This window comes from Emticicia sp. (genome assembly GCF_049241225.1).
Classification (GTDB): Bacteria; Bacteroidota; Bacteroidia; order Cytophagales; family Spirosomataceae; genus Emticicia.
The window spans coordinates 13,482-38,355 of sequence record NZ_JBMLRC010000191.1 but is presented as its reverse complement, the minus strand read 5'-3'; the positions used below and the strand labels follow the sequence as shown (position 1 = coordinate 38,355).

The 24,874-nt window shown below is 38.1% G+C and carries 29 protein-coding genes; 12 read left to right on the top strand and 17 right to left on the bottom strand.

Annotated elements, in window-relative coordinates; all coding sequences use genetic code 11:
- The 10 genes from pseI to galE form a co-directional block, all read right to left on the bottom strand.
- Positions 1-880, bottom strand: an 880-nt coding sequence (gene pseI, locus ACOVO2_RS10920) for a pseudaminic acid synthase (protein ID WP_421770004.1), incomplete at its 3' end; no start/stop codon positions are given.
- Positions 873-1,340, bottom strand: a complete 468-nt coding sequence (locus ACOVO2_RS10915) for a GNAT family N-acetyltransferase (protein ID WP_421770003.1) — start codon at positions 1,338-1,340, stop codon at positions 873-875. The genes ACOVO2_RS10915 and pseI, both read right to left, overlap by 8 nt.
- On the bottom strand, positions 1,315-1,884 hold the full coding sequence (locus tag ACOVO2_RS10910; protein WP_421770002.1) for a GNAT family N-acetyltransferase: 570 nt from the start codon (positions 1,882-1,884) through the stop codon (positions 1,315-1,317). Before ACOVO2_RS10910 ends, ACOVO2_RS10915 begins: the two co-directional genes overlap by 26 nt.
- Positions 1,881-2,627, bottom strand: a complete 747-nt coding sequence (gene pseF / locus ACOVO2_RS10905) for a pseudaminic acid cytidylyltransferase (protein ID WP_421770001.1) — start codon at positions 2,625-2,627, stop codon at positions 1,881-1,883. Before pseF ends, ACOVO2_RS10910 begins: the two co-directional genes overlap by 4 nt.
- Before the next feature lie 30 nt (positions 2,628-2,657).
- Positions 2,658-3,308: a pseudaminic acid biosynthesis-associated methylase gene (locus ACOVO2_RS10900; RefSeq protein ID WP_421770000.1), complete on the bottom strand. Its 651-nt coding sequence runs from the start codon at positions 3,306-3,308 to the stop codon at positions 2,658-2,660.
- A gap of 33 nt (positions 3,309-3,341) precedes the next feature.
- Complete coding sequence (locus ACOVO2_RS10895; protein WP_421769999.1) at positions 3,342-3,866, bottom strand: DinB family protein; 525 nt, start codon at positions 3,864-3,866, stop codon at positions 3,342-3,344.
- A gap of 22 nt (positions 3,867-3,888) precedes the next feature.
- On the bottom strand, positions 3,889-4,938 hold the full coding sequence (gene rfbB, locus ACOVO2_RS10890; RefSeq protein ID WP_421769998.1) for a dTDP-glucose 4,6-dehydratase: 1,050 nt from the start codon (positions 4,936-4,938) through the stop codon (positions 3,889-3,891).
- A 2-nt stretch (positions 4,939-4,940) separates the two neighbouring features.
- Positions 4,941-5,285: a type II toxin-antitoxin system PemK/MazF family toxin gene (locus ACOVO2_RS10885; protein ID WP_421769997.1), complete on the bottom strand. Its 345-nt coding sequence runs from the start codon at positions 5,283-5,285 to the stop codon at positions 4,941-4,943.
- On the bottom strand, positions 5,272-5,484 hold the full coding sequence (locus tag ACOVO2_RS10880; protein ID WP_421769996.1) for a hypothetical protein: 213 nt from the start codon (positions 5,482-5,484) through the stop codon (positions 5,272-5,274). Before ACOVO2_RS10880 ends, ACOVO2_RS10885 begins: the two co-directional genes overlap by 14 nt.
- A gap of 12 nt (positions 5,485-5,496) precedes the next feature.
- A complete protein-coding gene (gene galE / locus ACOVO2_RS10875) occupies positions 5,497-6,510 on the bottom strand; it encodes a UDP-glucose 4-epimerase GalE (RefSeq protein WP_421769995.1) in 1,014 nt (337 codons plus the stop codon).
- Positions 6,511-6,730: 220 nt separating this feature from the next.
- On the opposite strand from galE, the gene ACOVO2_RS10870 reads away from it, so the two are divergent.
- On the top strand, positions 6,731-7,564 hold the full coding sequence (locus ACOVO2_RS10870) for a transglutaminase-like domain-containing protein (protein ID WP_421769994.1): 834 nt from the start codon (positions 6,731-6,733) through the stop codon (positions 7,562-7,564).
- A gap of 50 nt (positions 7,565-7,614) precedes the next feature.
- Here the strand turns inward: ACOVO2_RS10870 and ACOVO2_RS10865 are convergent, their stop codons facing one another.
- Positions 7,615-8,262, bottom strand: a complete 648-nt coding sequence (locus ACOVO2_RS10865; RefSeq protein ID WP_421769993.1) for a 4'-phosphopantetheinyl transferase family protein — start codon at positions 8,260-8,262, stop codon at positions 7,615-7,617.
- 92 nt (positions 8,263-8,354) lie between these two features.
- Positions 8,355-8,849 carry a Rid family hydrolase gene (locus ACOVO2_RS10860; protein WP_421769992.1) on the bottom strand — a complete coding sequence of 165 codons (495 nt, stop codon included), beginning with the start codon at positions 8,847-8,849 and terminating at the stop codon, positions 8,355-8,357.
- Between the two features lie 144 nt (positions 8,850-8,993).
- On the opposite strand from ACOVO2_RS10860, the gene ACOVO2_RS10855 reads away from it, so the two are divergent.
- From ACOVO2_RS10855 to ACOVO2_RS10815, 9 genes are all read left to right on the top strand, one after another.
- On the top strand, positions 8,994-10,145 hold the full coding sequence (locus tag ACOVO2_RS10855; protein WP_421769991.1) for an FAD-dependent oxidoreductase: 1,152 nt from the start codon (positions 8,994-8,996) through the stop codon (positions 10,143-10,145).
- Between the two features lie 88 nt (positions 10,146-10,233).
- Complete coding sequence (locus tag ACOVO2_RS10850; RefSeq protein ID WP_421769990.1) at positions 10,234-10,854, top strand: Crp/Fnr family transcriptional regulator; 621 nt, start codon at positions 10,234-10,236, stop codon at positions 10,852-10,854.
- An 84-nt stretch (positions 10,855-10,938) separates the two neighbouring features.
- Complete coding sequence (locus ACOVO2_RS10845) at positions 10,939-11,148, top strand: YgaP family membrane protein (protein WP_421769989.1); 210 nt, start codon at positions 10,939-10,941, stop codon at positions 11,146-11,148.
- A gap of 68 nt (positions 11,149-11,216) precedes the next feature.
- Complete coding sequence (locus ACOVO2_RS10840; RefSeq protein WP_421769988.1) at positions 11,217-11,408, top strand: DUF6132 family protein; 192 nt, start codon at positions 11,217-11,219, stop codon at positions 11,406-11,408.
- The gene (locus tag ACOVO2_RS10835; protein ID WP_421769987.1) at positions 11,405-11,677 is read left to right on the top strand and encodes a heavy-metal-associated domain-containing protein; all 273 of its coding nucleotides are present in this window, start codon (positions 11,405-11,407) and stop codon (positions 11,675-11,677) included. The genes ACOVO2_RS10840 and ACOVO2_RS10835 overlap by 4 nt, the downstream gene beginning before the upstream one ends.
- 11 nt (positions 11,678-11,688) lie before the next feature.
- Positions 11,689-11,973: a rhodanese-like domain-containing protein gene (locus ACOVO2_RS10830; RefSeq protein WP_421769986.1), complete on the top strand. Its 285-nt coding sequence runs from the start codon at positions 11,689-11,691 to the stop codon at positions 11,971-11,973.
- Positions 11,974-12,006: 33 nt separating this feature from the next.
- On the top strand, positions 12,007-12,321 hold the full coding sequence (locus ACOVO2_RS10825) for a rhodanese-like domain-containing protein (RefSeq protein WP_421769985.1): 315 nt from the start codon (positions 12,007-12,009) through the stop codon (positions 12,319-12,321).
- An 800-nt stretch (positions 12,322-13,121) separates the two neighbouring features.
- Entirely contained in the window at positions 13,122-16,196 is a 3,075-nt protein-coding gene (locus ACOVO2_RS10820; protein ID WP_421769984.1) for a SusC/RagA family TonB-linked outer membrane protein, read from the top strand.
- A gap of 42 nt (positions 16,197-16,238) precedes the next feature.
- Positions 16,239-17,582 (top strand): RagB/SusD family nutrient uptake outer membrane protein, encoded by a 1,344-nt coding sequence (locus ACOVO2_RS10815; RefSeq protein WP_421769983.1) that lies wholly within the window; start codon positions 16,239-16,241, stop codon positions 17,580-17,582.
- 115 nt (positions 17,583-17,697) lie between these two features.
- Here ACOVO2_RS10815 and ACOVO2_RS10810 read toward each other — a convergent pair whose 3' ends face one another.
- The 5 genes from ACOVO2_RS10810 to ACOVO2_RS10790 form a co-directional block, all read right to left on the bottom strand.
- Positions 17,698-18,396: a 3-keto-disaccharide hydrolase gene (locus tag ACOVO2_RS10810; protein ID WP_421769982.1), complete on the bottom strand. Its 699-nt coding sequence runs from the start codon at positions 18,394-18,396 to the stop codon at positions 17,698-17,700.
- Positions 18,397-18,622: 226 nt separating this feature from the next.
- Positions 18,623-19,675 (bottom strand): sugar phosphate isomerase/epimerase family protein, encoded by a 1,053-nt coding sequence (locus ACOVO2_RS10805; RefSeq protein WP_421769981.1) that lies wholly within the window; start codon positions 19,673-19,675, stop codon positions 18,623-18,625.
- 81 nt (positions 19,676-19,756) lie between these two features.
- Positions 19,757-20,155, bottom strand: a complete 399-nt coding sequence (locus ACOVO2_RS10800) for a four helix bundle protein (RefSeq protein WP_421769980.1) — start codon at positions 20,153-20,155, stop codon at positions 19,757-19,759.
- Positions 20,156-20,187: 32 nt separating this feature from the next.
- The gene (locus ACOVO2_RS10795; protein ID WP_421769979.1) at positions 20,188-21,339 is read right to left on the bottom strand and encodes a Gfo/Idh/MocA family protein; all 1,152 of its coding nucleotides are present in this window, start codon (positions 21,337-21,339) and stop codon (positions 20,188-20,190) included.
- A 74-nt stretch (positions 21,340-21,413) separates the two neighbouring features.
- Positions 21,414-22,037: a hypothetical protein gene (locus ACOVO2_RS10790; protein ID WP_421769978.1), complete on the bottom strand. Its 624-nt coding sequence runs from the start codon at positions 22,035-22,037 to the stop codon at positions 21,414-21,416.
- A 180-nt stretch (positions 22,038-22,217) separates the two neighbouring features.
- Between ACOVO2_RS10790 and ACOVO2_RS10785 the strand changes: the two genes are divergently transcribed.
- Positions 22,218-23,435, top strand: a complete 1,218-nt coding sequence (locus ACOVO2_RS10785; protein ID WP_421769977.1) for an MFS transporter — start codon at positions 22,218-22,220, stop codon at positions 23,433-23,435.
- A 339-nt stretch (positions 23,436-23,774) separates the two neighbouring features.
- Positions 23,775-24,848, top strand: coding sequence for a mevalonate kinase family protein (locus tag ACOVO2_RS10780; protein WP_421769976.1), 1,074 nt, complete (start codon positions 23,775-23,777; stop codon positions 24,846-24,848).
- The last annotated feature ends 26 nt before the right edge of the window (positions 24,849-24,874 follow it).

Genomic DNA, 24,874 nt, shown 5'->3' with positions numbered 1-24,874 from the left:
AAAGTGAACGTTTATATTGCAAACTCTTTTGTTCTTTTTCTGACAAAATATAATTTACTTTTCCCATCGCCAAAAATGCTCTTTCCGACTCAATGACTAAGTTTTTGAGTTCTTCGGGTTCGAGCGAAAACGAAGAATCTACGCCACCATCGGCACGGCGAAGCGTAAAATGTTTTTCTAAAACTCTCGCACCAAGAGCCACAGCCGCTACTGCCGCCCCAATTCCCATTGTATGGTCTGAAAGTCCGATTTGGCAATCAAAAAGCTCTTTCATGTGTGGAATCGTAAGCAAATTGGTACTTTCGGGCGTAGCAGGGTAGGTGCTGGTGCATTTCAACAAAACCAAATCTTTGCAGCCATATTTACGCAAAACCGCTACTGATTCTTGAATATCGGCAATGCTCGCCACGCCCGTACTCATGATTACAGGTTTGCCAGTTTGGGCCACTTTTTTGAGCAAAATATGGTCAGTATTTTCAAAAGACGCAATTTTGTAGCAAGGCACATCCAAACTTTCAAGAAAATCAACTGCCGTGGTATCAAACGGACTGCTAAACGCCAACATTCCGTGAGCTTTGGCTCTATCAAAAATTGGCTTGTGCCATTCCCACGGCGTGTAGGCCATTTGGTAGAGTTTGTGCAGATTTTGGTTTTTCCAAAGTGAATTTTGGTCTTTTATCACAAATTCATCGGAAGTACCATTGAAAGTAATCGTATCGGCCGTATAAGTTTGTAATTTGAGGGCGTGAGCTCCTGCCTCAGCGGCTGCATCGACGATTTCAAATGCACGCTCAAGCGATTGATTATGATTGCCTGACATTTCTGCAATTACAAATGGCTTGTGGTCAGGACTGATGATTGTATCTTGAATTTTAAACATATTTCTTTTCCAAAAGATAGCTTGTTTCGTTGCTGATAACTAACTCGTTAATTATCTGAAAGCCTGCTTTTTTAAATGAATTTAATGATGCTAAGTTAGTTTTTTTGATGTATGCGTGGATATTTTTTGCTTGAAATTCGGTAAAAAATGCTTCACAAGTACGTGTAAGCATCGGTACTGCTAAACCCAAACCTCGAAAGTTTTTATCAATCGAAATTCCGATGATGTTTTCATCTGTTTTCTGCTCGATTCTGATTTGGCCAATTGGAATGTTTTCTTCGTTTTCGAAAACTAAAAGTAAGGCTTTTTTATCTTCAATTTTTTTTGAAAACCAATTTGTATGCTCTTGATAATCAACTTCTTGCGTGTTGAATGAATTGCTGCGAGTAGCAGGGTCATTTGTCCATTCAAAATATAAATCGAGGTCTGATAATTTAGCTTTTCGGTGATGAATCTGCATAGGTGGTATGAATCAAAACGTCGATAAATTTTCCTTCAAAATAACAATGTTCTTTTAATCGAGCTTCTTCTGTAAAGCCATTTTTGAGCAACATTGGGTATAAATGTGGGCGTAAATCAAAGGCATACGTGAATATTTTATGAAAATTGATTTCCGAAAAAGCCACTTGTTTAATGAGTTGTAAATAACTGCTCCAATGATACTCAAAAAAGTCTTTTTCGAGAGCGGTTTCCATGATGAATGAAATTTCAGCATTTCGGTCAATCCAGTTGATATGAACCAAGCCACCGTAGCCAATACATTCACCGTTTTTTAAGAACGAAAAAAGCAACTGACTTGGTTTCTCTTGTTCAAAAAGTTTCGAGACTACATTATCGAAGTAATTTTTTTGGTCGGCTTCAGTGAGTGGTTTTGCTTGGCGAAGATGATAAATTTGCTCATTTCTCCATTGCATTATCGAAAACTGGTCTTCATCTCGAAGTGGTATCAACGTAAATTCATTATATTCAAAACGTTGATTTTTTAAACATTTGTAGTGTCTCATATCTTAGACTTTATTCGATATTTAAACTCAGCCACCGCCCAGTCTTCTTCGTTGTCAATATCGTGGGCATCCATTTCTGAAATAACGATTCCGCTGGTGTTTTCGGTCAAAATACTGCGGTTTTGTAATAACTTTTCAGTTTTAAAGAAATAAAACTGCCCTGCATCGTGGTAAAGTGGCGTAAGGTCTTGCGAGCGTACTTGTGCGTTTTCGGGGTTTTGCCAACGGAGTTTGTTTTCTTGAAAAATTACTCCTCGTTGCGGAGGAAACGAAAACTTTTGAACTGGATACAACGAATCGAGCTTTTGAGATTGAAGCAAATCAAATGCTTTTTGTAGCGTTTCTGCCGAAACGAATGGGGCAGTTGGATAAATGCAACAGCCTATTTTAAATATTTTATTCTGATTTTTGTAGGCTTCTAAAACTTCTACCAATACATCGACTGTTGTTGCGTGATCATTGGCATTTTTTGTGCTTCGAGCGAACGGGACGTTCGCCCCACAACTTCTTGCAACTTCTGCAATTTCTTCATCATCCGTCGATACCATTACTTCATCGAAAAGTTTGCTTTCTAAAGCTGCTTCTATCGAATAGGCAATGATTGGTTTTCCGAGAAAATCCTTTATGTTTTTTCTCGGAATTCGTTTGCTTCCGCCCCTTGCGGGTATGATACAAAGCCCCCCTGTCCCCGATGGGGGAGTTGAATCGCTGTAAGCTTTAATATTGACTTGCGGAATTTTCATTTTTAAAGAAATTAATTCCCCCATCGGGGGTTAGGGGGCTATTTTCTCCAGTAAACACATACAGTCAGCATTACCAGATTCGGCTTGGTTGACGTACGGGTAAATTTCTTTTTTTACTAAACGAAGATTCGAGAAGCGGTCGAGGAAAAGCTGAGCGTAGTCGGCTTTCCAAAGGTAATCGGTATTGCCTCGGTAATTGATGCTGGTTGTTTCGGGAGCGTAATATTCCCAGCATGAAATATAGCGTTTCGAGCAACGCACCATTTCGTCCATAATTTTGGGTAAATTATCGGGCGAAATATGAATCAAAACACCATTGGTGCAAACCAAATCGAAATAATTATCTTTAAATGGAATGTCAAACCCCGAACCTTGAATAATATTGATATTTTCGGTAAATTCTTTGGCTTTTTGAGCAGCATAGTGCTGTAATTCAATGCCGTAAATATTCTTAAATCCCGAACGCTGGAAACCTACGAGTTGCATTCCTGTGTTGCAGCCAACCTCCAGAATTTTGGCATCTTTATCTAAATCTGTGTAGAATTTTTCATTCAAGTCAATTTTAGTAATTCCCCAATTTTCGAGATAAAACTTATCCCATTCTTCGGGATTTCTCGAATTTCTATCGGTGTAATCTTTGCCAAATTCACCACTCCAAAATTGTTCTTGTTTCGTTTGCATTCTCTGAAAAGAATTATCTATAATAGGTTTATTTTATGCCGAAAGGCTTTCTAATTCTGTTTTTTGGCGTAAATGATGGCGGTAGTGCATTTCGTGCAAATAATACCATTCTTTGGCGTCGAGCCAGCCCATTGCTACTTGTAGGGCTTTATAAGAGCCATCATCGTTGCTGACGGCTTCGATTAAATTTTGAGAATCGGTCAAGATTTTTTTCAAAATGCTTTTGTATTCTTCTCTTGTTTTAGCAACGGGCTCTGGCCCACGAATTGCATCGGGAATCTTGAGCTTTACGGGTGGAAAACCACCGTATTTGAATTGTTGTTCGCCAAAATGAGTTTTATCGCCACCGAGTTGTCCTTTTCTTTTTTCGAGACAACGCACACAGTTTGCCAAGAAAAAGAATTGTGAAGAAACTGTCAGATGCTCATACATTTGTCCAAGCGACCAAGTTTCATCATTAGTTTTGAAGAAAAATTGTTCGTCAGAATAATTATCAAGGCTGTTAATGTACTGATTAACAACAGTTTCAAGATTTGGATAAACTTCGGTCGGAGACATTTTAGTGAACAGTTATTAGTGCTTACTTATACATTTTCTCGTAATACTTCGTATAATCGCCGCTGGTTACGTTTGCTAACCATTGTTTGTTGGCTAAATACCAGTCGACTGTTTGTGTGAGGCCTTCTTCAAACTGCAAAGATGGCTCCCAGCCGAGTTCTTTCATGAGTTTATTGGCATCAATGGCGTAGCGTAGGTCGTGGCCTGCACGGTCAGTTACGTAAGTGATGAGTTTCACTGAAGTTCCTTCTGGGCGACCTAATTTTTCGTCCATGATTTTGCACAAAAGATGCACTAAATCAATGTTTTTCCATTCGTTAAAGCCACCGATATTATAAGTTTCACCGTTGCCACCATTGTGATAGATTACGTCAATGGCACGAGCGTGGTCTTTTACAAAAAGCCAGTCACGCACGTTTTCGCCTTTGCCATAAACTGGAAGTGGACGATTATGAATAATATTGTTAATCATCAACGGAATCAATTTTTCGGGGAAGTGATTCGGCCCGTAATTATTCGAGCAGTTGGAGATAACAACTGGTAATTTATAAGTATTATGATAAGCTCTTACAAAGTGGTCAGAAGATGCCTTCGAAGCCGAGTACGGCGAACGTGGGTCGTAGCTTGTAGTTTCTAAGAAAAACTCTTCTGGGTTGTGTAGTTCACCATAAACCTCATCAGTCGAAACGTGGTAGAAACGTTTACCCGAAAAATCACTTTTCCAAGCGTTTTTGGCGGCATTTAGTAAATTCACAGTTCCGATAACGTTGGTCATTACAAATTCCATTGGATTGGTAATTGACCTATCAACGTGAGATTCGGCGGCTAAGTGAATAACGCCGCTGAAATTATACTTCTCAAACAAACCGTTGATGTATCCTGCATCTGTAATATCACCATGCTCAAAAGTATAATTTGGCGATTTTTCGATATCAGTCAGGTTTTCTAGGTTTCCTGCGTACGTAAGTTTGTCAAGATTAACTATTTGATAGTCAGGGTATTTCGTAACAAAAAGACGAACTACGTGAGAGCCAATAAAGCCTGCACCGCCTGTTATAAGTATTGTTTGCATTTTTATATATCAATTGAAAGTATTTTTGCTAATCCCAGTCTAATTTCGTCCATTTCAGACTCTTTCAAAGTACCTAATTTTTTAATAAATCTATCTTTTGAAATAGAGCGAACTTGGAAACAATCAGCCGATGAGTCTTTTGCAAGACCATTTGTTTTATTTGGAGTAAGTTTTATCATCCATGGAGCAAATGTATAATTATCTTTCCAGTCAGTTATCGGAACAATCACTTTTAGTGGTAATTTGCCTAAAGCATCGTCATTGACAATGATTACTGGTCGAGTCTTTTTAATTTCCGCTCCAATTGTCGGGTCAAGATTTACTTGCCAAATTTCATTTTGATTCATAGAAACCTTCGGCATCAAGATTTGTAAATGCGGTTAATTCTTTATCCGTCAAATAATCTTCATAAAGAATCTCCGCAGCTTTCTTCATGGCTTCTTTTTCCTCTTGTTGGCGTATTGAATGTAGCACTTTTTCCACAACAAACATCTTGGTTTGACGTGGAAGCTTGTCTATTTCAAAGAGTATTTGAGTAGTATTCATAATAAATTATATTTACTTCTTCATCAATTTCTTTTCCCAACGCCACGCGTCTTTTAGACTTTCTGCCAGTGTTTTTTCTACTTTCCAGCCCATTATTTTCTCGGCTTTTTCTACATTTCCGTAGATTTTCTCTACGTCACCCGCACGGCGTGGACCGATTTCATAATTGAGTTTAAGTTTATTTACTTTCTCAAAAGTTTTAATGATTTCGAGAACGGTATTTCCTGTGCCTGTTCCTACATTAAATACATCGTAGTAATTATCTTTTTGTTTTGCCAGTAATTCAAGTGCCGAAACGTGGGCTTTTGCTAAATCTACTACGTGAATAAAATCTCGGATGTTTGTGCCATCAGGTGTATTATAATCACTACCAAAAACTGTCAGTTTTGGTCTGATTCCTGCGGCAGTTTGTGTGATAAACGGCACTAAATTGCTCGGTACGCCATTGGGGAGTTCGCCAATATGTGCTGATGGATGAGCTCCAATTGGATTGAAATAGCGAAGTGCGATAATTTTAAGCGGATTTCCTGCGGTGATTGTGTCACGCAAGATGTCTTCGCACATTGTTTTTGTATTTCCATAAGGAGAGGTAGCTGGTTGACGAGGCGTTGCTTCGGTTACGGGAATTTGGTCGGGCTGACCGTAAACCGTACACGAAGATGAAAAAACTAAATTTTTTATACCCAATTTTAGCATTACTTTTAAAACATTGAGCGTTGAGCCGAGGTTGTTTTCGTAATATTTGATTGGTTTTTCGACAGATTCTCCAACAGCTTTGTAGGCTGCAAAGTGGATGATGCCTTCGATATTTTCTTTTTTACAAATTTGCTCTAAAACCTTGCTATCATTACAGTCTTTTTCGTAGCATTTGACCGATTTTTTGACAATTTTTTTGATACCTCTTAGTGCAGATTTGTCAGAATTATTGAAGTTGTCGATAATAATTGGTTCGTGTCCAGCATTGATTAGTTCTACAACTGTGTGTGAACCAATGAAACCAGCTCCGCCCGTAACTAAAATTTTCATAAAAAAATGTTTGTTTTTTTTACAAAAGTATGAATTTAGCACTTGAATTGGAAATGCTTCGTGTAAATATGTGATTTAAGATAGTCGTTGAAGTGGTAAAGCCTTAGTAGTCAGTTGTTTATGTTTCTGTGCGAGCGTTTGAACACTTTTTGCGTATTAGTTTTGAGTAGCGATTTATACCAGTGAAAATAGATAACCTAAAAAGACATCAACAAATAAAATGAACGAATCGGAAATTAAAGCCTTGGTTACCTTGCTCGATGATGAAGATAGTGAGGTGGTGCAGCACGTTGAGAGTCGCTTACGGACTTTGGGTGGTTCGATAATTCCTTTATTAGAAGACCACTGGCAAGGAAATGGGTTAAACCCAATTTTACAGAAAAAAATTGAAGATTTGATACACGATTTGCAGTATAATACTGTGATCGATCGCTTGGTGGCATGGAAAAATAAAGGCCATGAAGACCTGCTCGAAGGAATGTGGATTGTGGCAACTTATCAATACCCTGATTTGAATATCGATAAGCTTCGCCAACATATCAATGATATGTATTTTGATGCTTGGCTCGAACTTCGAGAAGACATGCACCCGCACGACCAAATCAGAGTGTTGAATCAGATTTTCTTTGATAAATACAAATATTTGCCAAATACCAAGAATTTTCATTCGGTGGCAAATTCGATGCTTAATCAGGTTTTTGATTTGAAAAAAGGAAATCCGATTTCGTTGTGCGTTATTTATTTGCTTATGGCTCGTCGTTTAGGACTTCCTGTAAGTGGCGTAAACCTGCCGAGTTTGTTTGTGCTTACTTACAAAACACCGCAAATTCAGTTTTACATCAATATTTTTAATCGTGGACTGATTTTCTCGAAGGTTGACATTAGTAATTATATCAAGCAAATGCAGCTTAAACCACAGGATTCTTTTTTTCAACCTTGTTCAAATCTGGATATTGTATCGAGGGTTCTGAGAAATCTGATAGTTTCGTTCGAGAAAATCTCTGACCTCGAGCGTGCCAAAGAAGTTGAAAGCATTTTGAAAGCAATTTCTTAGAATAAGGTCTGTACCGAAGGTCTGACCCTCAAATAGCATCTTAACTTGGGTCAGACCTTCGGTGCAGACCCACAAACCACCAAAATATAACCATCTATTTTCTCAACATAGATGCTATATTCTTCATCTATCTCATTAATTCTTAGTCTTCCTGAAATTTTGTTTTGTTCTTTCTTGAATGGAAAGACGAACAAATTTTCATTAAAAATTACTTTTCGTTTGCCATAGAGTTTATAAAGAGCCTCTTTGGCCGACCAGTAAATACAGAGTTTCTCAATATCTCCTTCGGCATCGATTCTTTCGGATTCAGACAAAAATTTGTGTTCGATTCTTTTTAGTTTTTCCGTAGGCTTCTCCATATCCATACCGAGTGCTTCGTTGGGGTGCATGACGGCCGCTACGTAATTTGAAGTATGCGTTATCGACATTTGCCAGTTGCTACCTACCAAATATGGTTTTCCAAATTCATCTTTCTTGATTCCTAAGTATTTTATACCGAGTGAATTAGCTAAGTGTTTGATTACGAGCCTACTACAAAAGAATTCAACTTGTTTTTGTGGGTGGCTGATAGAAGCAAGTTCGGCATCGGTCAGTATTTCTGAAGGCAACATCGCCTGTAATTCATCGTGCGATTCGGTGATTTGCCAAACGGCCAATGAAATATCGTTTTCGTACTTTTTTTCTAAGATTACGGGCATAAAATTGCACTTTTGGCTCAAAGATACGCATTAAATTTACGACAAAAGCACTGGTAGTTTAAAACTGCCTGTACCTTTGTCGTAAAAAATCTTCAAGGATAAACCGCAATCAGCTCAATTTCGATGAATTTATTCGCATTTACCAAAGTAGAAATGCCAAGTGTTGCTCTGACTGGTTTTATCGGATTTTCGGGTGTGCCGAAATACATTTTATATGCTGCATTCCAACCATCAAAATCATAGGTTTTGGTTTTTACATCGGGAGCAATAAATACTTTCATCGCAAAAACATTCGACATTTTTAGCCCTTTTTCTTCGAGCATTTCTTTTAATTTCTTCAAAATTCCGAGAGCTTGAGTTTTGGTATCGCCGTATTTTGTGTAGTCGCCTTCGGGTAGGCTGGCATCGGTTGCGAAAGCCGTCAGTCCGCTGGTGTAAAATAGTTTTTTGCCTTCGGGAATAATGGCTGAATTTGAAATAATTGAAGTGGGCGAACCGCTAAATTCTACTCCTTGAGCTTGCGTTTTGCCGAAGTTAAAGCACAAAACCGCTCCAACCAAACCGATGATAATTCTGAGTTTTTGCATTTTCTTGGTATTTAATTTTATTATTTGAATAAAGTGTAACTAATTGACTTTCAATGCTTTAAAATATCAGAATATTCTTTTGAAAACAAGTTTTTGCTCGGTAAATTGGTAGCTACATCAACAACCAAAGAAAATTTTACTACTATGAAAAGACGAGACTTTCTGACTGCGGCGGGTCTGGGTGGCGTTGCTTTAGCTACGCAAGGTTTAGCTTCGTGTGCCACTGGCCCCAAACTTTATGCCGACAAAACCTACAATATCAATCGAGGCTATCAGTTTATTCCGAAACTGAAACTTTCAAAAGACCGAATTATCAAGGAAACCGTTGGTTTACGTCCGTTTCGTCCGTCGGGGCCGAGAATTGAAAAAGTACAACTGGGCAACAAAACTATTGTGCATAATTATGGTCATGGTGGAAGCGGTTGGTCGCTTTCGTGGGGAACGGGAAATTTGGCAAGAAACCTCGTAAAAGAAACCTCGGAGAAGAAAATTGCTCTTTTAGGTTGCGGAACGGTTGGGATTGCAACCGCCACTTTATTGCAAGAAAGTGGCTACGAAGTAACGATTTATACCAAAGATTTGCCGCCAAACGTGACTTCAAACTTGGCAACTGGTACGTGGTCGCCTGCGTCAAGGGTTTGTGATAAATCTAAGGCCACGCCAGAATTTGAAAAAGTTTGGGAAGATGCTACTCGTTTTTCGTTTCGACGCTTGCAAATGATGTTGGGCGTGGATGATATTGTGCAGTGGACTGACGAATATTCGGTGCATAAATCAATACCGACTTCAACTGATGGAAATGGTGGGCGAGAAATATTTCATATAGAAGGACTTGCACCTAATTGGAACGAAATCAGTAGAAAAGACCATCCTTTCAAGGCTGATTTGGTAAGAAAAAGGAGTAACATGATTTTTAATATTCCGAGTTATTTGAATTTTCATCTCAATAATTTCTTGTTGCGGGGTGGAAAACTGAAAATTCAAGAAATTAAAACTTTAGAAGAAATTGATGCTTTGCCCGAAAAGGTAGTCGTAAATTGTATGGGACTCGGAGCCAAATCGGTCTTTAATGATGAAGAAATTATGCCAGTTTCGGGGCAATTGGCTTGCTTGATTCCACAAACTGAGGTAAATTACAAACTTACTACGCAAGGAGCGTATTTTATCACCAGAAAAGATGGTATTTATCTCGGTGGAAATGGTATTGATGGCAGTTGGGACACCACGCCCAAACGCGAACTTACCGAAAAATGGATTGATATTTTGATTGATTTAATGAACGATATGAAAGGATAAACATAAGAAGCCTCCCAATTTTGAGAGGCTTTCATAATGATTTTTTTCTGCTAAATTTGATGGTCTTTTCAAGAAACCCTCAAAACACATGGAACTCGAAAATTTAGTAGCATTCAAATCATCGCACGAAGTCAAGCAAAAACTTTCGTCTTACGGAACCGTTAAGAAATTTGAGGAAGGGTCAATTATTCTCAACGAAAATGCTTATATCAGAGCCATTCCGATTGTGCTAAAAGGCTGCATCGGGGTTATGCGAACCGACGACGAAGGGCGAGAAATTCTACTCTATTATATCAATGCTGGCGAAAGCTGTATCATGTCGTTTTTGGGTGGGCTTCACAACGATACCAGCAAAGTAAAAGCCATTGCTGAAGAAGAAACCGAAATTCTTTTCGTGCCGATTGATAAAGTAAATTTGTTAATAAAAGAAAATCCTGAATGGCTTGATTATATTTTTCGTCTTTACCATAAGCGTTTTGAAGAATTGCTGGAAGTTGTCAATGACGTTGCTTTCAAGAAAATGGACGAAAGATTACTCAATTTTATCAAAAAAAGATGCGAATTGAGCAAAACTAATACACTTTATATTACCCACGAACACCTCGCCAACGAACTCGGAACTGCCCGAGTGGTGGTTTCTCGCCTCTTGAAACAAATGGAAGAAAAAGGATTTTTGAAACTCGGACGAAATAAAATTTCGCTTATGTAACAAATGTTGCAAAACGCCCATTTTCTGTGTTTGATATTTGTGTTGCAAAATAATTCTACCACTAGAATTTAAAACAACAACATAATGAAAGGAAACTTGGGAATTATTGATAAAGTAGTAAGAATACTTGTCGCACTCGTAATCATAGGTTTATATTTTGCCAATCTAATAAACGGTATGGCTGCCGTAACTTTATTGTTAGCAGCAGGAGCATTTATCCTGACCAGCTTCGTGAGTTTTTGCCCATTATACTCGCTTCTTGGTATTTCTACCCAAAAAAAAGAAACTAAATAAATACTGTGGAGCGAATATTTGGTTCGCTCAATTTTAAAAAGCGAATAAAATATTCCCCCCACAAAAACATGAATTTCATCAATAACAATAAACTTACCATCATCGGGGTCGTAATCGGAGCAATTGGTGGCTATCTCTATTATCATTATGTAGGTTGTGCAAGTGGCACATGTCCGATAACTTCAAAACCTCTCAATAGTACGCTTTACGGTGCGGTGATGGGTAGTTTACTGTTTAATATTTTCAAGAAAGAATCATGAAAACCGAAGAAATAATCATTGCCAACCTGAAATGTAATGGCTGTGCCAGTACAATCAAAAAAGAAATAGCCGCTTTAAGTGGCGTAAAAGAGGTTTCGGTTGATGTTGAAAGAGATGCCGTAAAGGTAACCTATGATAATATCAGCAGAGAAAGCATCATCAATAAACTCCATTCGTTGGGGTATCCAGAAGCTACCGAAAAAAATGGTTTGTTATTACAAATCAAAAGTTACGGAAGTTGCATGATAGGTCGAATCAATAATCTATAAATGATATTAAAATGAATATCGAATCAATAATTCAAGAAAAGAAAGGGACAATCGTAGATGTACGAACGCCCGAAGAGTTTCTTGGTGGACATGTGGTAGGAGCTGTAAATATTCCATTAAACGAAGTTCCATACCGTGTTGAAGACCTAAAAGCCTTAAAAGCACCAGTAGTTTTGTGCTGTGCATCGGGTAACAGAAGCGGTCAAGCACATCGTTATTTGCAACAACACGGCCTTGATTGCTACAACGGTGGCTCGTGGTTGGATGTTAATTATTATCAATCGTTAGCGGTTTAAAGTCAGAATATTTACAAAAACGTACTTCAGAAAATGTTAAATACAATTAAAAATTTATTAGGTTTTGGCCCAAAGGTCGATTTTGCAGAGTTGGTAAAACAAGGAGCAATTATTTTAGATGTGAGAAGTTTGGGAGAATTTGCTGGCGGACATATCAAAGGAGCAATCAACATCCCGGTCGATTCATTGGGTCGGAATCTGAGTAAACTTAAAGATAAAAATAAACCAATTATTACCTGTTGTGCATCGGGAATGCGTAGTGCAGCAGCAAAAAATATTCTTTCATCAAACGGTTATACCCAAGTTTACAACGGTGGAAGTTGGGGAAGCTTACAATATAAATTATGATAAATAAATGTTTCCCTGCTAATGGTATCTAAAATGAATATACTGTAATTGAAGTAAGTACAATATTTTTTTCGTGTTCCTCCCTCCTTATCGGGGAGGAAAAGAAAGGGTGGGGTTTGTAAGTAATTGATATCATTTCTTCACCACGGAGTTAATAAGAGTTTTCTTTTTTTAGCCTGAAACTCCGTGTTGTACTTCGTGTAACTCTGTGGCTACCGTAAAATATTGTCAATTAACCAATACTTAATGTTCAATTAAATTCATATACAATAATCAAAAGTAAACTCTTTCAGAAGCCAATAAAGTTTTTGAAAGAGTTTTTTATTGAGGATAATAACTGATGTTACGCAAATTTTTAGAAAATCCGAAGAATTGTTTCATTTTGTGACTGTCGATTTCAATCCATGGCAAAACGATGTACATAAATTTTAGAGTTCAATCAGAACGACCCATATATAATAAATGTTGCGTTCCGATGGACCTTAATGTACCCTAGCCGTTGAATAAAATCGACAGTTACAAAATGAATCGAGCCGATGGCTCTGCGTAAGATCATATGGTAATTAAGATAATCTAAAATTTCAATGGATACTTAGCGAAAACAGAACCTCTATATTATTTGTTGTTCATTTAGGTTAATAAAAAACATACATAAATCAAAAAAATAGTATTATTTTTGGTTTATGTATAATAAAAAACGCTTTTTGGCATAAAAAAGTCAGCAATCCAACTTTTTATATAAAGCATTCATTAATTTTATATTCCTTTATTAATTATTTTTTAACAAACTAAAACTACGAATGAGCAAACTTCTACGAGTTTCGTTGGCGTGTTTATTTCTCTTTGTTTCTTTTTGGGGAAATGCACAGACGGTTGTAACGGGAAAAGTTACATCGAGCGAAGATGGTAGTCCACTTCCTGGAGTATCAATCACAATTAAGGGTACATCAAAAGGAACAAGTACAGATGAAAATGGTGCCTACAAAATTTCTGTTCCAGTAAATGCAACACTCATTGCGAGCTTTGTTGGCTTTATTGATGCCGAACAAGTTGTTGGTAATCGAAGTATTGTTGATTTTATCCTTGCTTCTGATATCAAATCATTGAACGAGGTAGTTGTAACTGGTTATGGTTCACAGATTAAGCGTGATTTAACTGGAAATATCGTTAAAATCAAGGCAAGTGACATCCAAGATATGCCAGTGACTACATTCGAGCAGAGTATTCAGGGTAAAGCCGCTGGTGTGCAAATCAACCAAGGTACTGGTAAATTAGCTCAAGGTATTCAGGTGCGTGTACGTGGTCAGTCGTCAGTTTCGGCTTCAAATGAGCCATTATATGTATTAGATGGTATTCCGATGACACAAGGCGACTTAGGTATCAATGGTGGAGATACTAACCCATTGGTTGATATTAACCCACAAGACATCGAATCAATCGAAATCTTGAAAGATGCTTCGGCTGGTGCAATTTACGGTGCTCGTGCAGCTAATGGTGTGGTGTTGATTACTACTAAAAAAGGTAAATCAGGAAAAACAAAAGTTTCGTTTGGAATGCAGTATGGAAAAAGCACGCCGACCAAAATCTTGAAGTTCTTGAACACTCAACAATACATTGATTTTTATCGTACAGCTGCTGCTAACTCAGATGCTATTGATGGCTATGATAAAAAAGACCCAGATTCTTACACTTCATACATGGAGAGTTTCTTCGAAACACAAAGCCTTGGAACACTCGGAACTGCTAACCAAGCTGATACCGATTGGGGTGCTTTAGCATTTCAAGATGCTCCATCTTCTCAATATGACTTGAATTTGAGTGGTGGTAATGATAAAACTACATTTTTCATTTCAGGACAATTACTTGACCAAACTGGTATTTTGTTGGGTAATGCTTTCAATCGTATGACTGGCCGCATGAACCTCAACCACAAAGTATCGGAGCGTTTGAGTATTGGTATGAACATGGGTCTTACTCGTTCATTAAATGAGCGTGTGTCGGGTGACCGCCAGTTTGACAACCCTTTGCAATTGGTTGCTTTACCTCCAATGACACCTGCAACTGACCCAGAGACAGGTCTTCCAGTAGGAACTGCACCAGGAGATATCTCGATTCCTGTTTACTACAATGCAATGATTAACATTGGCAATGCTTACTACAACACTACTGTTCATCGCAACATCAATAGTGTATATGGTGAATTGTCAATCTTGAAAGGACTTCGTTTCCGTACAGAATTTGCTCTTGATTTATTGAATCAACAAGAAGAACAGTATTATAACAGCAAAACCCAACGTAATTTCTCTGCTCCACTGGGCTTTGGTTATAATCGTTTCGTAAGAGTAGAAAACTATAATACCAACAATTACTTCGTTTACGATAACGTATTCGGAAAGCACGGAATTAACGCAACTGCGGGTTTATCGTATCAAAACTCACAGACTAAAACAAATGCTGCCGAAGGTAGAGATTTTCCATCAGATGCTTACCGTATGATTGCAAGTGCTGCTCGTAAGACCGATGCAAGCTCAACGCAATCTGACTATCGTTTTGCTTCATATTTTACTCGTGTAAATTACAAATTCAACGATAGATATTTATTAGGACTAAGTGCCAGAATTGATGGCTCTTCACGTTTCGGTGCAGATAATCGTTATGGTTTCTTCCCAGCTGTTTCGGCAGGTTGGGTACTTTCAGAAGAGAATTTCTTGAAAAATATTGAAGCAATCAGTTTCTTGAAACTTCGTGCAAGCTGGGGTAAAACTGGTAATGCTGAAATCGGAAACTTCCCTCAATTAGGATTATTTACAGGTGATGCTGGTTATGCTGCATTACCAGGACAACGCCCTTCGCAATTAGCTAATCCATCGCTTGGTTGGGAAACTACACAGCAAGTAGATATCGGTTTAGATTTCGGTCTCTTGAAAAATCGTATTAATGGTGAGATTGATTATTACGAAAAAAATACGACTGGTCTCCTTTTGAATGTAAACGTACCGGGAACAACAGGTTTCTCGACACAAACTAAAAACGTTGGTGCATTAACTAACAAAGGTTTTGAATTTGTATTGAACACTGATAACCTTGTTGGCCAATTTAAGTGGAAAACAAGCTTGAATGCTTCTACAAATAGAAACAAAATTACTGACCTTCAAGGACAAGTAATTGAAGGTGGTTTGGCAAACATGAGCCGTGCCGTAGAAGGCCAACCATTGGGAACATTCTTCACAGTAGAATATGCAGGTGTTGACCCTGCTAATGGTGATGCACTTTTCTACAAGAATACAAAAAATACAGATGGTACAATTGACCGCTCTACTACCAAAACTTACAGCCAAGCACAGCGTACGGTTATCGGTAGTCCATTACCAAAATGGGTTGCTGGTGTGACTAATACATTTAGCTACAAAGGCTTAGAGTTAAGTGTATTTTTCAATGGTGTGTTCGGAAATAAGTTAAACTTCTACGGTGTAGGTCGTTTCTCTTCTGCTAATGGTCGTTTTGAAGATAATCAAACAGTTAATCAATTAGATGCTTGGACTCCACAAAATACCAACACGAATGTTCCTCAAGCACGTTTATTCTTCAATAATGGTGCTCAGGCATCAAGTCGTTTTATCGAAGATGGTTCATTTGTGCGTTTACGTAATGTAACATTGGCTTATAACTTACCGAAATCAATCGTAAGTAAAGTGAAGTTGAGCAATGTAAGAGTATTCTTCACAGGTCAAAATTTATTGACATTTACTAAATACTCTGGTTGGGACCCTGAAGTTAATGCCGATGATGTGGTAACAAATATCGCTTTAGGTTATGACTTCTATACAACACCTCAGGCAAAAACTTTTATGGGTGGTTTAAATATTAGTTTCTAATAGCCTAACACTTTATTGATTTACTTAAAGAAATTAGATAAAATGAATAAAAATATAAAAAATTGGCTATTTGTTGGTGCATCTGCTGTATTAATGACAGCGTGTGATAGCCGCTTAGATGTAAAGCCAACACAATCAATTGAAGAGTCAGCTGCTCTCGCAACTTCACAAGATGTAGAAGTAACACTTATTGGTGCTTATGACGGTTTGGCCAGCAACAACCTTTACGGTGGAGCTGTTCAGTATTCTGGTGACCTCTTAGGAGATGACGCCGAAGTGCGTTTTGCTGGTACATTCTCAACTCTTGATGAATTATGGCGTAAGACAATCACTACTACTAATGGTCAAACACAAGCTTCTTGGTTGCAAGCTTATAGCACTATTAACCGTGCAAATAATGTTTTAGCTTCATTGGATAAAGTGGAGGCAAGCAAAAGAGCAAGTGTTGAAGGCCAAGCTCGCTTTATTCGTGGTTTGGTATATTTTGATTTAGTGAGACTTTGGGCAAAGGCTTGGGGTGATGGAGACAATGCTACCAACTTGGGTGTGCCACTCGTAACTACACCTACACGTGTAGTTGGCGAAACAGATAATCGCCCAAGAGCAACTGTTGCAGCCGTTTATACACAAGTTTTAGAAGATTTGACAAAAGCAGAAACTTTGTTAGGAGATATCTCTGATGCAGGATTTGCTTCAAAAAATGCTGCACAAGCTATCTTAGCAAGAGTGTACTTGCAACAAGGCAATTATGCTGCCGCTCGTGATGCTGCAAATAGAGTAATTTCAAGCAATCAGTTTGCTCTTACTTCTACATTTGCTGAAGCTTTTGCCGATGCTTCTAACGAAAGTGAGATGATTTTCAAGATTATCATTACTGACCAGGACGGAACAAACGATATGAATACTTTCTTTGCTCCATCTACATTCCAAGGTCGTGGAGATATTCGTATTCAGGCAAAACACTTAGCACTTTATGCCGCTGGTGATGCAAGAGGTACATTTTTCGTAAGAGCATCAAACAATAACTTTACTGCTAAATTCCTCGACCAATATGGCGATGTGCCAGTGGCTCGTTTGGCAGAAATGTATTTGATTCGTGCGGAAGCAAATCAACGCTTGAATACAACTATTGGTGCTACGCCATTGGCTGACATTAATCGTATTAGAGCAAGAGCAGGAGCAAGAGCATTAACAACCGTTGACTTGAACGCTATTTTAGCTGAGCGTAAACTTGAGTTAGCTTTTGAAGGCCATCAGGTACATGACGCTAAGCGTTTGAAGAGAAATATTGGTACTTTAGTATTTAGCGATAATAAATTGGTAGTGCCGATTCCACAACGTGAGATTGACACGAACAAAGCTTTGGTACAAAATCCAGGGTATTAATTTCTGGAAATAACAGCACACAAAAAATGCGAGTCGATTTCGGCTCGCATTTTTTGTTTCGTAGTTGTAAGCGACAAAGCGTATTGTACTACTGTGGACTATTGACCGTTGACTATTATAATTCTCTGATACGAATGTTTTTGAATGAAACAGCATCACCGTGGTCTTGTAAACCAATTTTACCTTTACTGTATTTTCCGAAACCTTCCCAACCTTTAAATTTACTTTTCGCCACCATTTCGTCCCATTCTGGGCCTTCTGACTTGTATTTTACTGAAAGCGTACCGTTTTGATAAACGCTAACTTCACCTTTGTTTTTAACGATTTTCACGGTATTCCAAACTCCCGCAGGTTTTGTAACCGATGCCGAAGGAATCATGTCATATAACGACCCCGCTTTGTGATTACCATCTTTACCAGCTTTTGCATCTGGGTGACGCTCATTGTCAAGCACTTGAATTTCGGGAGCTGTTAGGTACGGAACACTGTATTTTTTATCTTCGAAAACACCATAGAAAATGCCACTGTTTGCACCTTCCGATACTTTCCATTCTAATTCGAGTTCAAAGTTTTCGTATTCTTTGTCGGTCACGAGGTCGTCACCGTGTTTTTCGCCTTTGGCTTTTCCTGCAAAAGTCATCACACCATCTTTAATAGACCATTTATCAGTAATTGGTTGGCCTGCCTTATTATAAACGTGCCAGTTTGTAAAAGTTTTTCCGTCGAATAATTTTACCCACTTGCCTTTTTTTTGAGCAAAACTTGTTGAAGCCACCAATAGCGTAAGTGCAAGGATTTTTGAAATTGTTTTCATTGAAAAATGATTGAGGTTGATTAAATAATAAACTACTAAGCAAATTAAAGAAAAGATGAGCGAAGAATTGTGTAGGAGAAAGAAAAATCGACAAAAAGGTAGATAGTATGGACAAAACTTTAACAGATTTATTCATTAGAAGTGCTTAAAATGAATAAAAGATAAAGTTGGGACTAAAATTTCTTCAACCCCAACTTTATCTTTTATTAGAATAGTACTAATGATTTTAAATCCCTAAAACTCGACGATTTACGGCTTCGTCAGCCCCAGTAGCGGCAAAATCATCAAATGCACGAGTAGCTACTTGAATGATATGATTTTGAATAAACGGAGCTCCTTCGGCAGCACCTTGTTCGGATGATTTTACGCAACATTCCCATTCCAAAACTGCCCACGAATCGTAGTCGTATTGCGATAGTTTCGAGAAAATACCTTTAAAATCAACCTGTCCATCGCCCAACGAACGGAAACGACCAGCACGGTCTGCCCAACCAGCATAACCACTATAAACTCCTTGTTTTCCTGACGGATTAAACTCAGCATCTTTTACGTGGAATGCCTTGATACGGTCGTGATACAAATCTATAAATGCCAAATAATCAAGGTGTTGTAATACAAAGTGACTTGGGTCGTAGTTGATACACGCACGTGAGTGTCCGCCTAAATAATCTACAAACATTTCAAAAGTTGTACCATCGAACAAATCTTCACCTGGGTGCAATTCGTAGCAATAGTCAACGCCACACTCGTCATAATAATCTAAGATTGGTTTCCAACGGTTTGCCAATTCTTTGAAAGCCGTTTCAATCAAACCACTCGGACGTTGTGGCCACGGATACAAGAAAGGCCAAGCCAATGCTCCAGAAAAACCAACGTGTGATGTCAAACCAAGATTTTGCGAAGCTTTTGCTCCCCATCTTAGTTGTTGTTCAGCCCATTGGCGACGAGCCGGCTCATTGCCATGCACAGCCGCTGGTGCAAACGCATCATACATCGTGTTGTAGGCAGGGTGCGAAGCAATCAATTGCCCTTGGAGGTGCGTTGATAATTCAGTGATTTCTAAACCTTTATCTTTCAATTTCCCTTTCAATTCATCGCAATAAGTTTGGCTTTCGGCTGCTTTTTGTAGGTCAATTATACGAGCATCCCATGATGGTAACTGGATTCCTTTATAACCTAAACCTGCCATGTAGTCGGCAATTGTATCGAGTGAATTAAATGGTGCTTCATCGCCCATAAACTGAGCAAGAAATATCGCTGGTCCTTTTATTGTTTTCATTTTTTTGAATTGCGAATTAGTGAATTGCGAATTAGTGAATAAAAAAAACAATTCACTAATTCGCAATTCACTAATTCATCATTAATTTTTATTTATATTTTTTCTTGATTTTGCTAAAATTGCGAGTATTTCATTACCATCAGCAACTAATTTACTCAATTTTTCTATTGTGAAATAGTGTAAATCAGTAAACATTTCTAACCAATAAATTGACTCATCTAATTCTTCAATTACTATACTAATTTTGGAATAAAATTCATTTTGACTTCTGGCTCTCCTTACTGCACGATAATTTACGGCAGAAGAAGTAGATGACCGAACTAACTGTTTTCCAGTATGTTGTGCAACAAAATCATTTGAAGGTAAAGATTTATAAACATCAATACTTCTGAGAGCAAAAGATTTGAGTTTTTTCTCAATGCTTTCAGCGAATGCAAAACGCTCTTCATCAGTGTATTTTGAGACATTTTTCTGAGTCATATTAAATATTCACTAATTCATCATTCGCTCATTTACGATTTCATTTTGACCCATTTACTATTAGACTTGCCTGATGCAATCACCGTTTCCACAAACTGCATTCCTCTGATACCATCATCAATGGTTGGAAAGTCGAGGTCGAATTCGTTTGGTGTTTCACCATTCATTCGCTTGCGGACCGTGCGAGCAAAGTTTTTGTAAATATTGGCAAATGCTTCCAAATAGCCCTCTGGATGTCCGAACGGAATGCGTGAGCTTACTTTAGCTGCTTCGTATAAATCGCCCACCGATGGTTCGAAAATACGTTGTCCATCAATAGATTTATGCTTTAAATACTGAGGCGTTTCTTGGTGCCAGTGTAAACTTCCGAGTTCACCATAAACTCTGATATTAAGTCCATTTTGTTCGCCATTGGCAATCTGACTACAAGTAAGAATACCTTTTGCTCCATTATCGAAATGTAATAAAACGTTGGCATCATCATCAAGCAGGCGGCCCTCAACAAACGTCGAAACATCAGCACAAAGCTCAGTGATTTTCAGGCCAGTTACATACTCAGCCAAGTTTTCGGCGTGCGTACCAATATCGCCCACCGCTCCAGCAATACCCGAACGCTTAGGGTCAGTACGCCATTCGGCTTGTTTGTTTGTGCCTTTTTGTTCTTCAGGAAATGACAGCCAACCTTGCGGATATTCAACAATAACCTTACGGATTTTACCGATTGTACCTGCCTGTATCATGGCACGTGCTTGTTTTATCATCGGATAGCCCGTGTAGTTGTGCGTAAGAGCAAAAGTTAAACCTGTTTTCTCTACAATATCTTTCAGTTTTCGAGCTTCTGAAAGCGTGAAAGTTACGGGTTTATCGCAAATCACATGGAAGCCATTTTCTAAGGCCATTTTTGCAGGAGCAAAGTGCATGTGATTGGGAGTAACTATTGAAATAGCGTCCATGCGGTCTTTGCGACGCTTTTCTTTTTGAATCATTTCTTTGAAATCGCCGTAGCAACGAGCGGGGTCAAGCATTAAGTCTTCGCCCGATGCTTTTGATTTTTCTGGGGTAGAACTAAAAGCTCCGCCCACTAATTCGATTTCACCATCAATGGCAGCCGCAATTCGATGAACACCCCCGATGAATGCCCCTCGACCACCGCCAACCATACCTATTCGGATTTTACGAGCCATAGTTTAAATAATGATTAATTTTTAATGATTAATGTTGAATGTGTTGCGATTTACGCTAAGTTTTATAGAATTTTCTAAAGTTTGAATCCTTCTTTTTCGAGTAATTTTTCGAGCGAAAATTTATATTCGCCCAAAACCACTAATTCTTTATCCCAATTTGCAATAATCCAATCTTGGTTCGGACGAGCAATAGCTACTTGTTTAGATGCCGAAAAAAACCAAAAAACTTCTTTTACTCCAAAATCTAACAAACTTTTAGTTTTCATAGAATAGTAGTCAAACTCACTTAGACCAAAGTCAACCGTCTCTGCAATAAAATCAAAGTCGATTGTTACCAAAGGTGGGATATTGAAATATTTATTGCCAAAAATGACCTGTTTTAAATCGTGTTTTTCAAAGACTAAAATATTGGAGGTTGTGATTGTATTTTCTGAAATTTGAAGACTAACACCGTTGCCCCCAACAAAATATTTTTCATAATCAAGACCACGCATTAAATTCTGTAAAACAGTGTTTACAAGAATTAATCTTTGACTGAAATTAATATTACTCTTTTGTTCACGCTGATTCATCACGTCCTTATAACCCTTATAGTACATAGGTTTTCCGTCGTACATTTCATAGATGAGTGATTTTGGAATCTCATGCTTTGCGAAGTGATGACGATAACGTTTTTTCGGTGAAAGAGTCGTTTCCATACAAAAGAATTTATTTGAGTAGCAATTTACATAAAACCATAGATTCTTGTTAATTGCGTTGCCAAATTTCTGAAAAAGTGTCGAATCAACAATTAAAAATGGTATTTTCTTTTGGGAAAATTTAAAATATTCTATTTTTACGGCTCAATTTATTCAAAACCCTTAAAACCTTCTAAAACTATGGTAAATCAGAACCGTCTTTTTCTGGGAAGTTGTTTTGCTCTCATCACAACAGCTTTCTCATTTAGTATTCGTGCGGGAATTCTTCCGCAATTAGCAACTGATTTTAGTTTAACAGCCGAGCAGCTTGGTTTTATCAACTCAATGTGGTTTTTGGGCTTCCCGATTGCCATGATTGTTGGCGGATTGGTGTATCACACCGTAGGCCCGAAAAAAATCATGATGATTGCATTCGTGTGTCACGCTCTCGGTATTTTATTGACTCTTTATCCACAAATATTGGGCGGATATACTGGTCTTTTGGTTTCAACATTCTTGATTGGTATCGGTAATGGCTGTACAGAAGCAGCTTGTAATCCGATGATTGCAGATGCCTATTCTGGCTCACAAATGAGCAAAATGTTGAACCGTTTTCACATGTGGTTTCCGGGCGGAATCGTGGTAGGTAGTTTATTGTCAGAGATTATGACAAAACAACTGGGCTTAGGATGGCAGCCACAAATTTGGTTGATTTTAGTACCAACATTAATATATGCTTATTTATTCTGGGGACAAGAGTTTCCAAAACCTAAAACTGAAGGTGTAACTTCAATTGGCGAAAACCTCAAAGCAATGGCTACGCCTTTGTATATTTTTATGTTTGCTTGTATGGCTCTTACTGCCATCACCGAGTTTGGCCCACAACAATGGACAGGCTTAATCATGAGTAAATCAGGTGCAAGCCCGATGCTTATCTTAGCCTTGGTAACTGGTTTGATGGCCGTTATCAGATTCTTTGCTGGCCCAATCGTTGAGAAATTTGACCAAACAGGGGTATTGCTTGGTTCGGCAATATTAGCAGCTATTGGTATCTACTTGTTTAGTACTCAAACAGGCACAATGGCTTATGTTGCTGCTGTGTTTTTTGCCATGGGAGTTGCGTTATTCTGGCCAAATATGGTTGGTTTTATTGCCGAAAAAGTGCCTTTGAGTGGTGCTTTAGGTATGTCAATCATTGGTGGTGTGGGTATGTTCTCAACTTCAATTTTCCAACCAATTATCGGTCGTTGGATTGACTCAGCAAAAGCTGAACAAACAGCTGCTGGTTTGACTGGTGATGAAATGGAATTGGCGGCAGGACAAGCTACTCTTAGTACAATGGTGTTATTCCCTGCTATTTTGATTGTAGCTTTCACAATCTTATTTTTCTGGCAAAAAAGAAAACCCGCTCAGGCATAAGGTTTTCGAAATATAATACAATTTATTAAAAAGCCTCGCTAAATACTTAGCGAGGCTTTTTAATAAGAAAATCCCTTATCTCAAGCGAAATAAGGGATAAGAATTAAATTACTAACTTTCTCTATTAATTATGATGCTTGTTGACGAACTATGTAAAAAATATCTTTTCTCTACTCACATTCGATTCTGATACAAATAAAAATAATTTTTTATTAATTGCATAATATTTTTAAAAATTTTATTTATAATTAAATTATAGATAAATAAATAATTAATCTTTCGAGACTTTTGTGTTAAATTTGGGCAAATAAGGCTCAATTAAAATTTTAATATATATTGATGATAAAAATATCAACTCCAGGACGTATCTGTCTTTTCGGAGAACATCAAGATTATCTCGGTTTACCTGTCGTTGCTGCGGCAATTTCTCGGAGGGTAGAAATGTCAGGTGAACATCGTACTGACAATCACATAGTTATACATTTACCAGATATCAATTCAGAATTGCTCATGGAGATTTCGACTACCCGAATGCCGTATGTGCAGAAACGAGATTATTTCAGAAGTGGCTATAATGTGCTGATTGATAGGGGTTTAAGTTTCTCAAAAGGTTTAGAATGTACTGTCAGAGGTAATATTCCTATCAATTCGGGTACATCGAGCTCGTCGGCATTGTTGGTAACTTGGATTCATTTTTTATCGAAAATGGCCGATATTCCACAAGAATTTTCGTCAAAAGAATTGGGCGAAATGGCATATCAGGCCGAAGTAGTTGAGTTTGGTGAACCCGGCGGAATGATGGACCACCTTTCTACTGCCATCGGAAATGCTGTGTATTTAGAATTTGACCCCATCACGACTGCCGAAGCCATCGAACCCAAATTGGGCAGCTTCGTTTTGGCCGATTCTTGTGAGCCAAAAGATACGATTGGGGTCTTGAAACGAGCAAAATTCGCCCGTTTGGCACTCATTGAAAAGATAAAAGAGCAATTACCTGATTTCTCTCTGCACACTTTTGACTCTTCCGAAAAAGAAAAATTGAAGACTTTTTTGAGTGAAGATGATTATACACTTTTGCTCGGAACCCTCAGAAATAGAGATATTCTGCGAGAAGCTTTAGCTCTTTTCAAGTCAGATAAGATGACCGATGAAGTTTTAGGCAATTTACTGCTCGAACATCACACAATTTTGAGAGACATACTGGGGATTTCCACGCCAAAAATTGAGCGAATGCTTGATGCCGCCATGAATGCAGGTGCTTTAGGTGGGAAAATTAATGGTTCGGGTGGGGGAGGCTGTATGTTTGTGTACGCTCCAAACGACCCCGAAAAAGTAGCCGAAGCAATTGATAAAGTGGGTGGTAAAAGCTATGTAATAAGTATTGATGCTGGAACGAAGATAATTGAAAGTTGAGAATGAAGAATGTAGAATGAAGAATG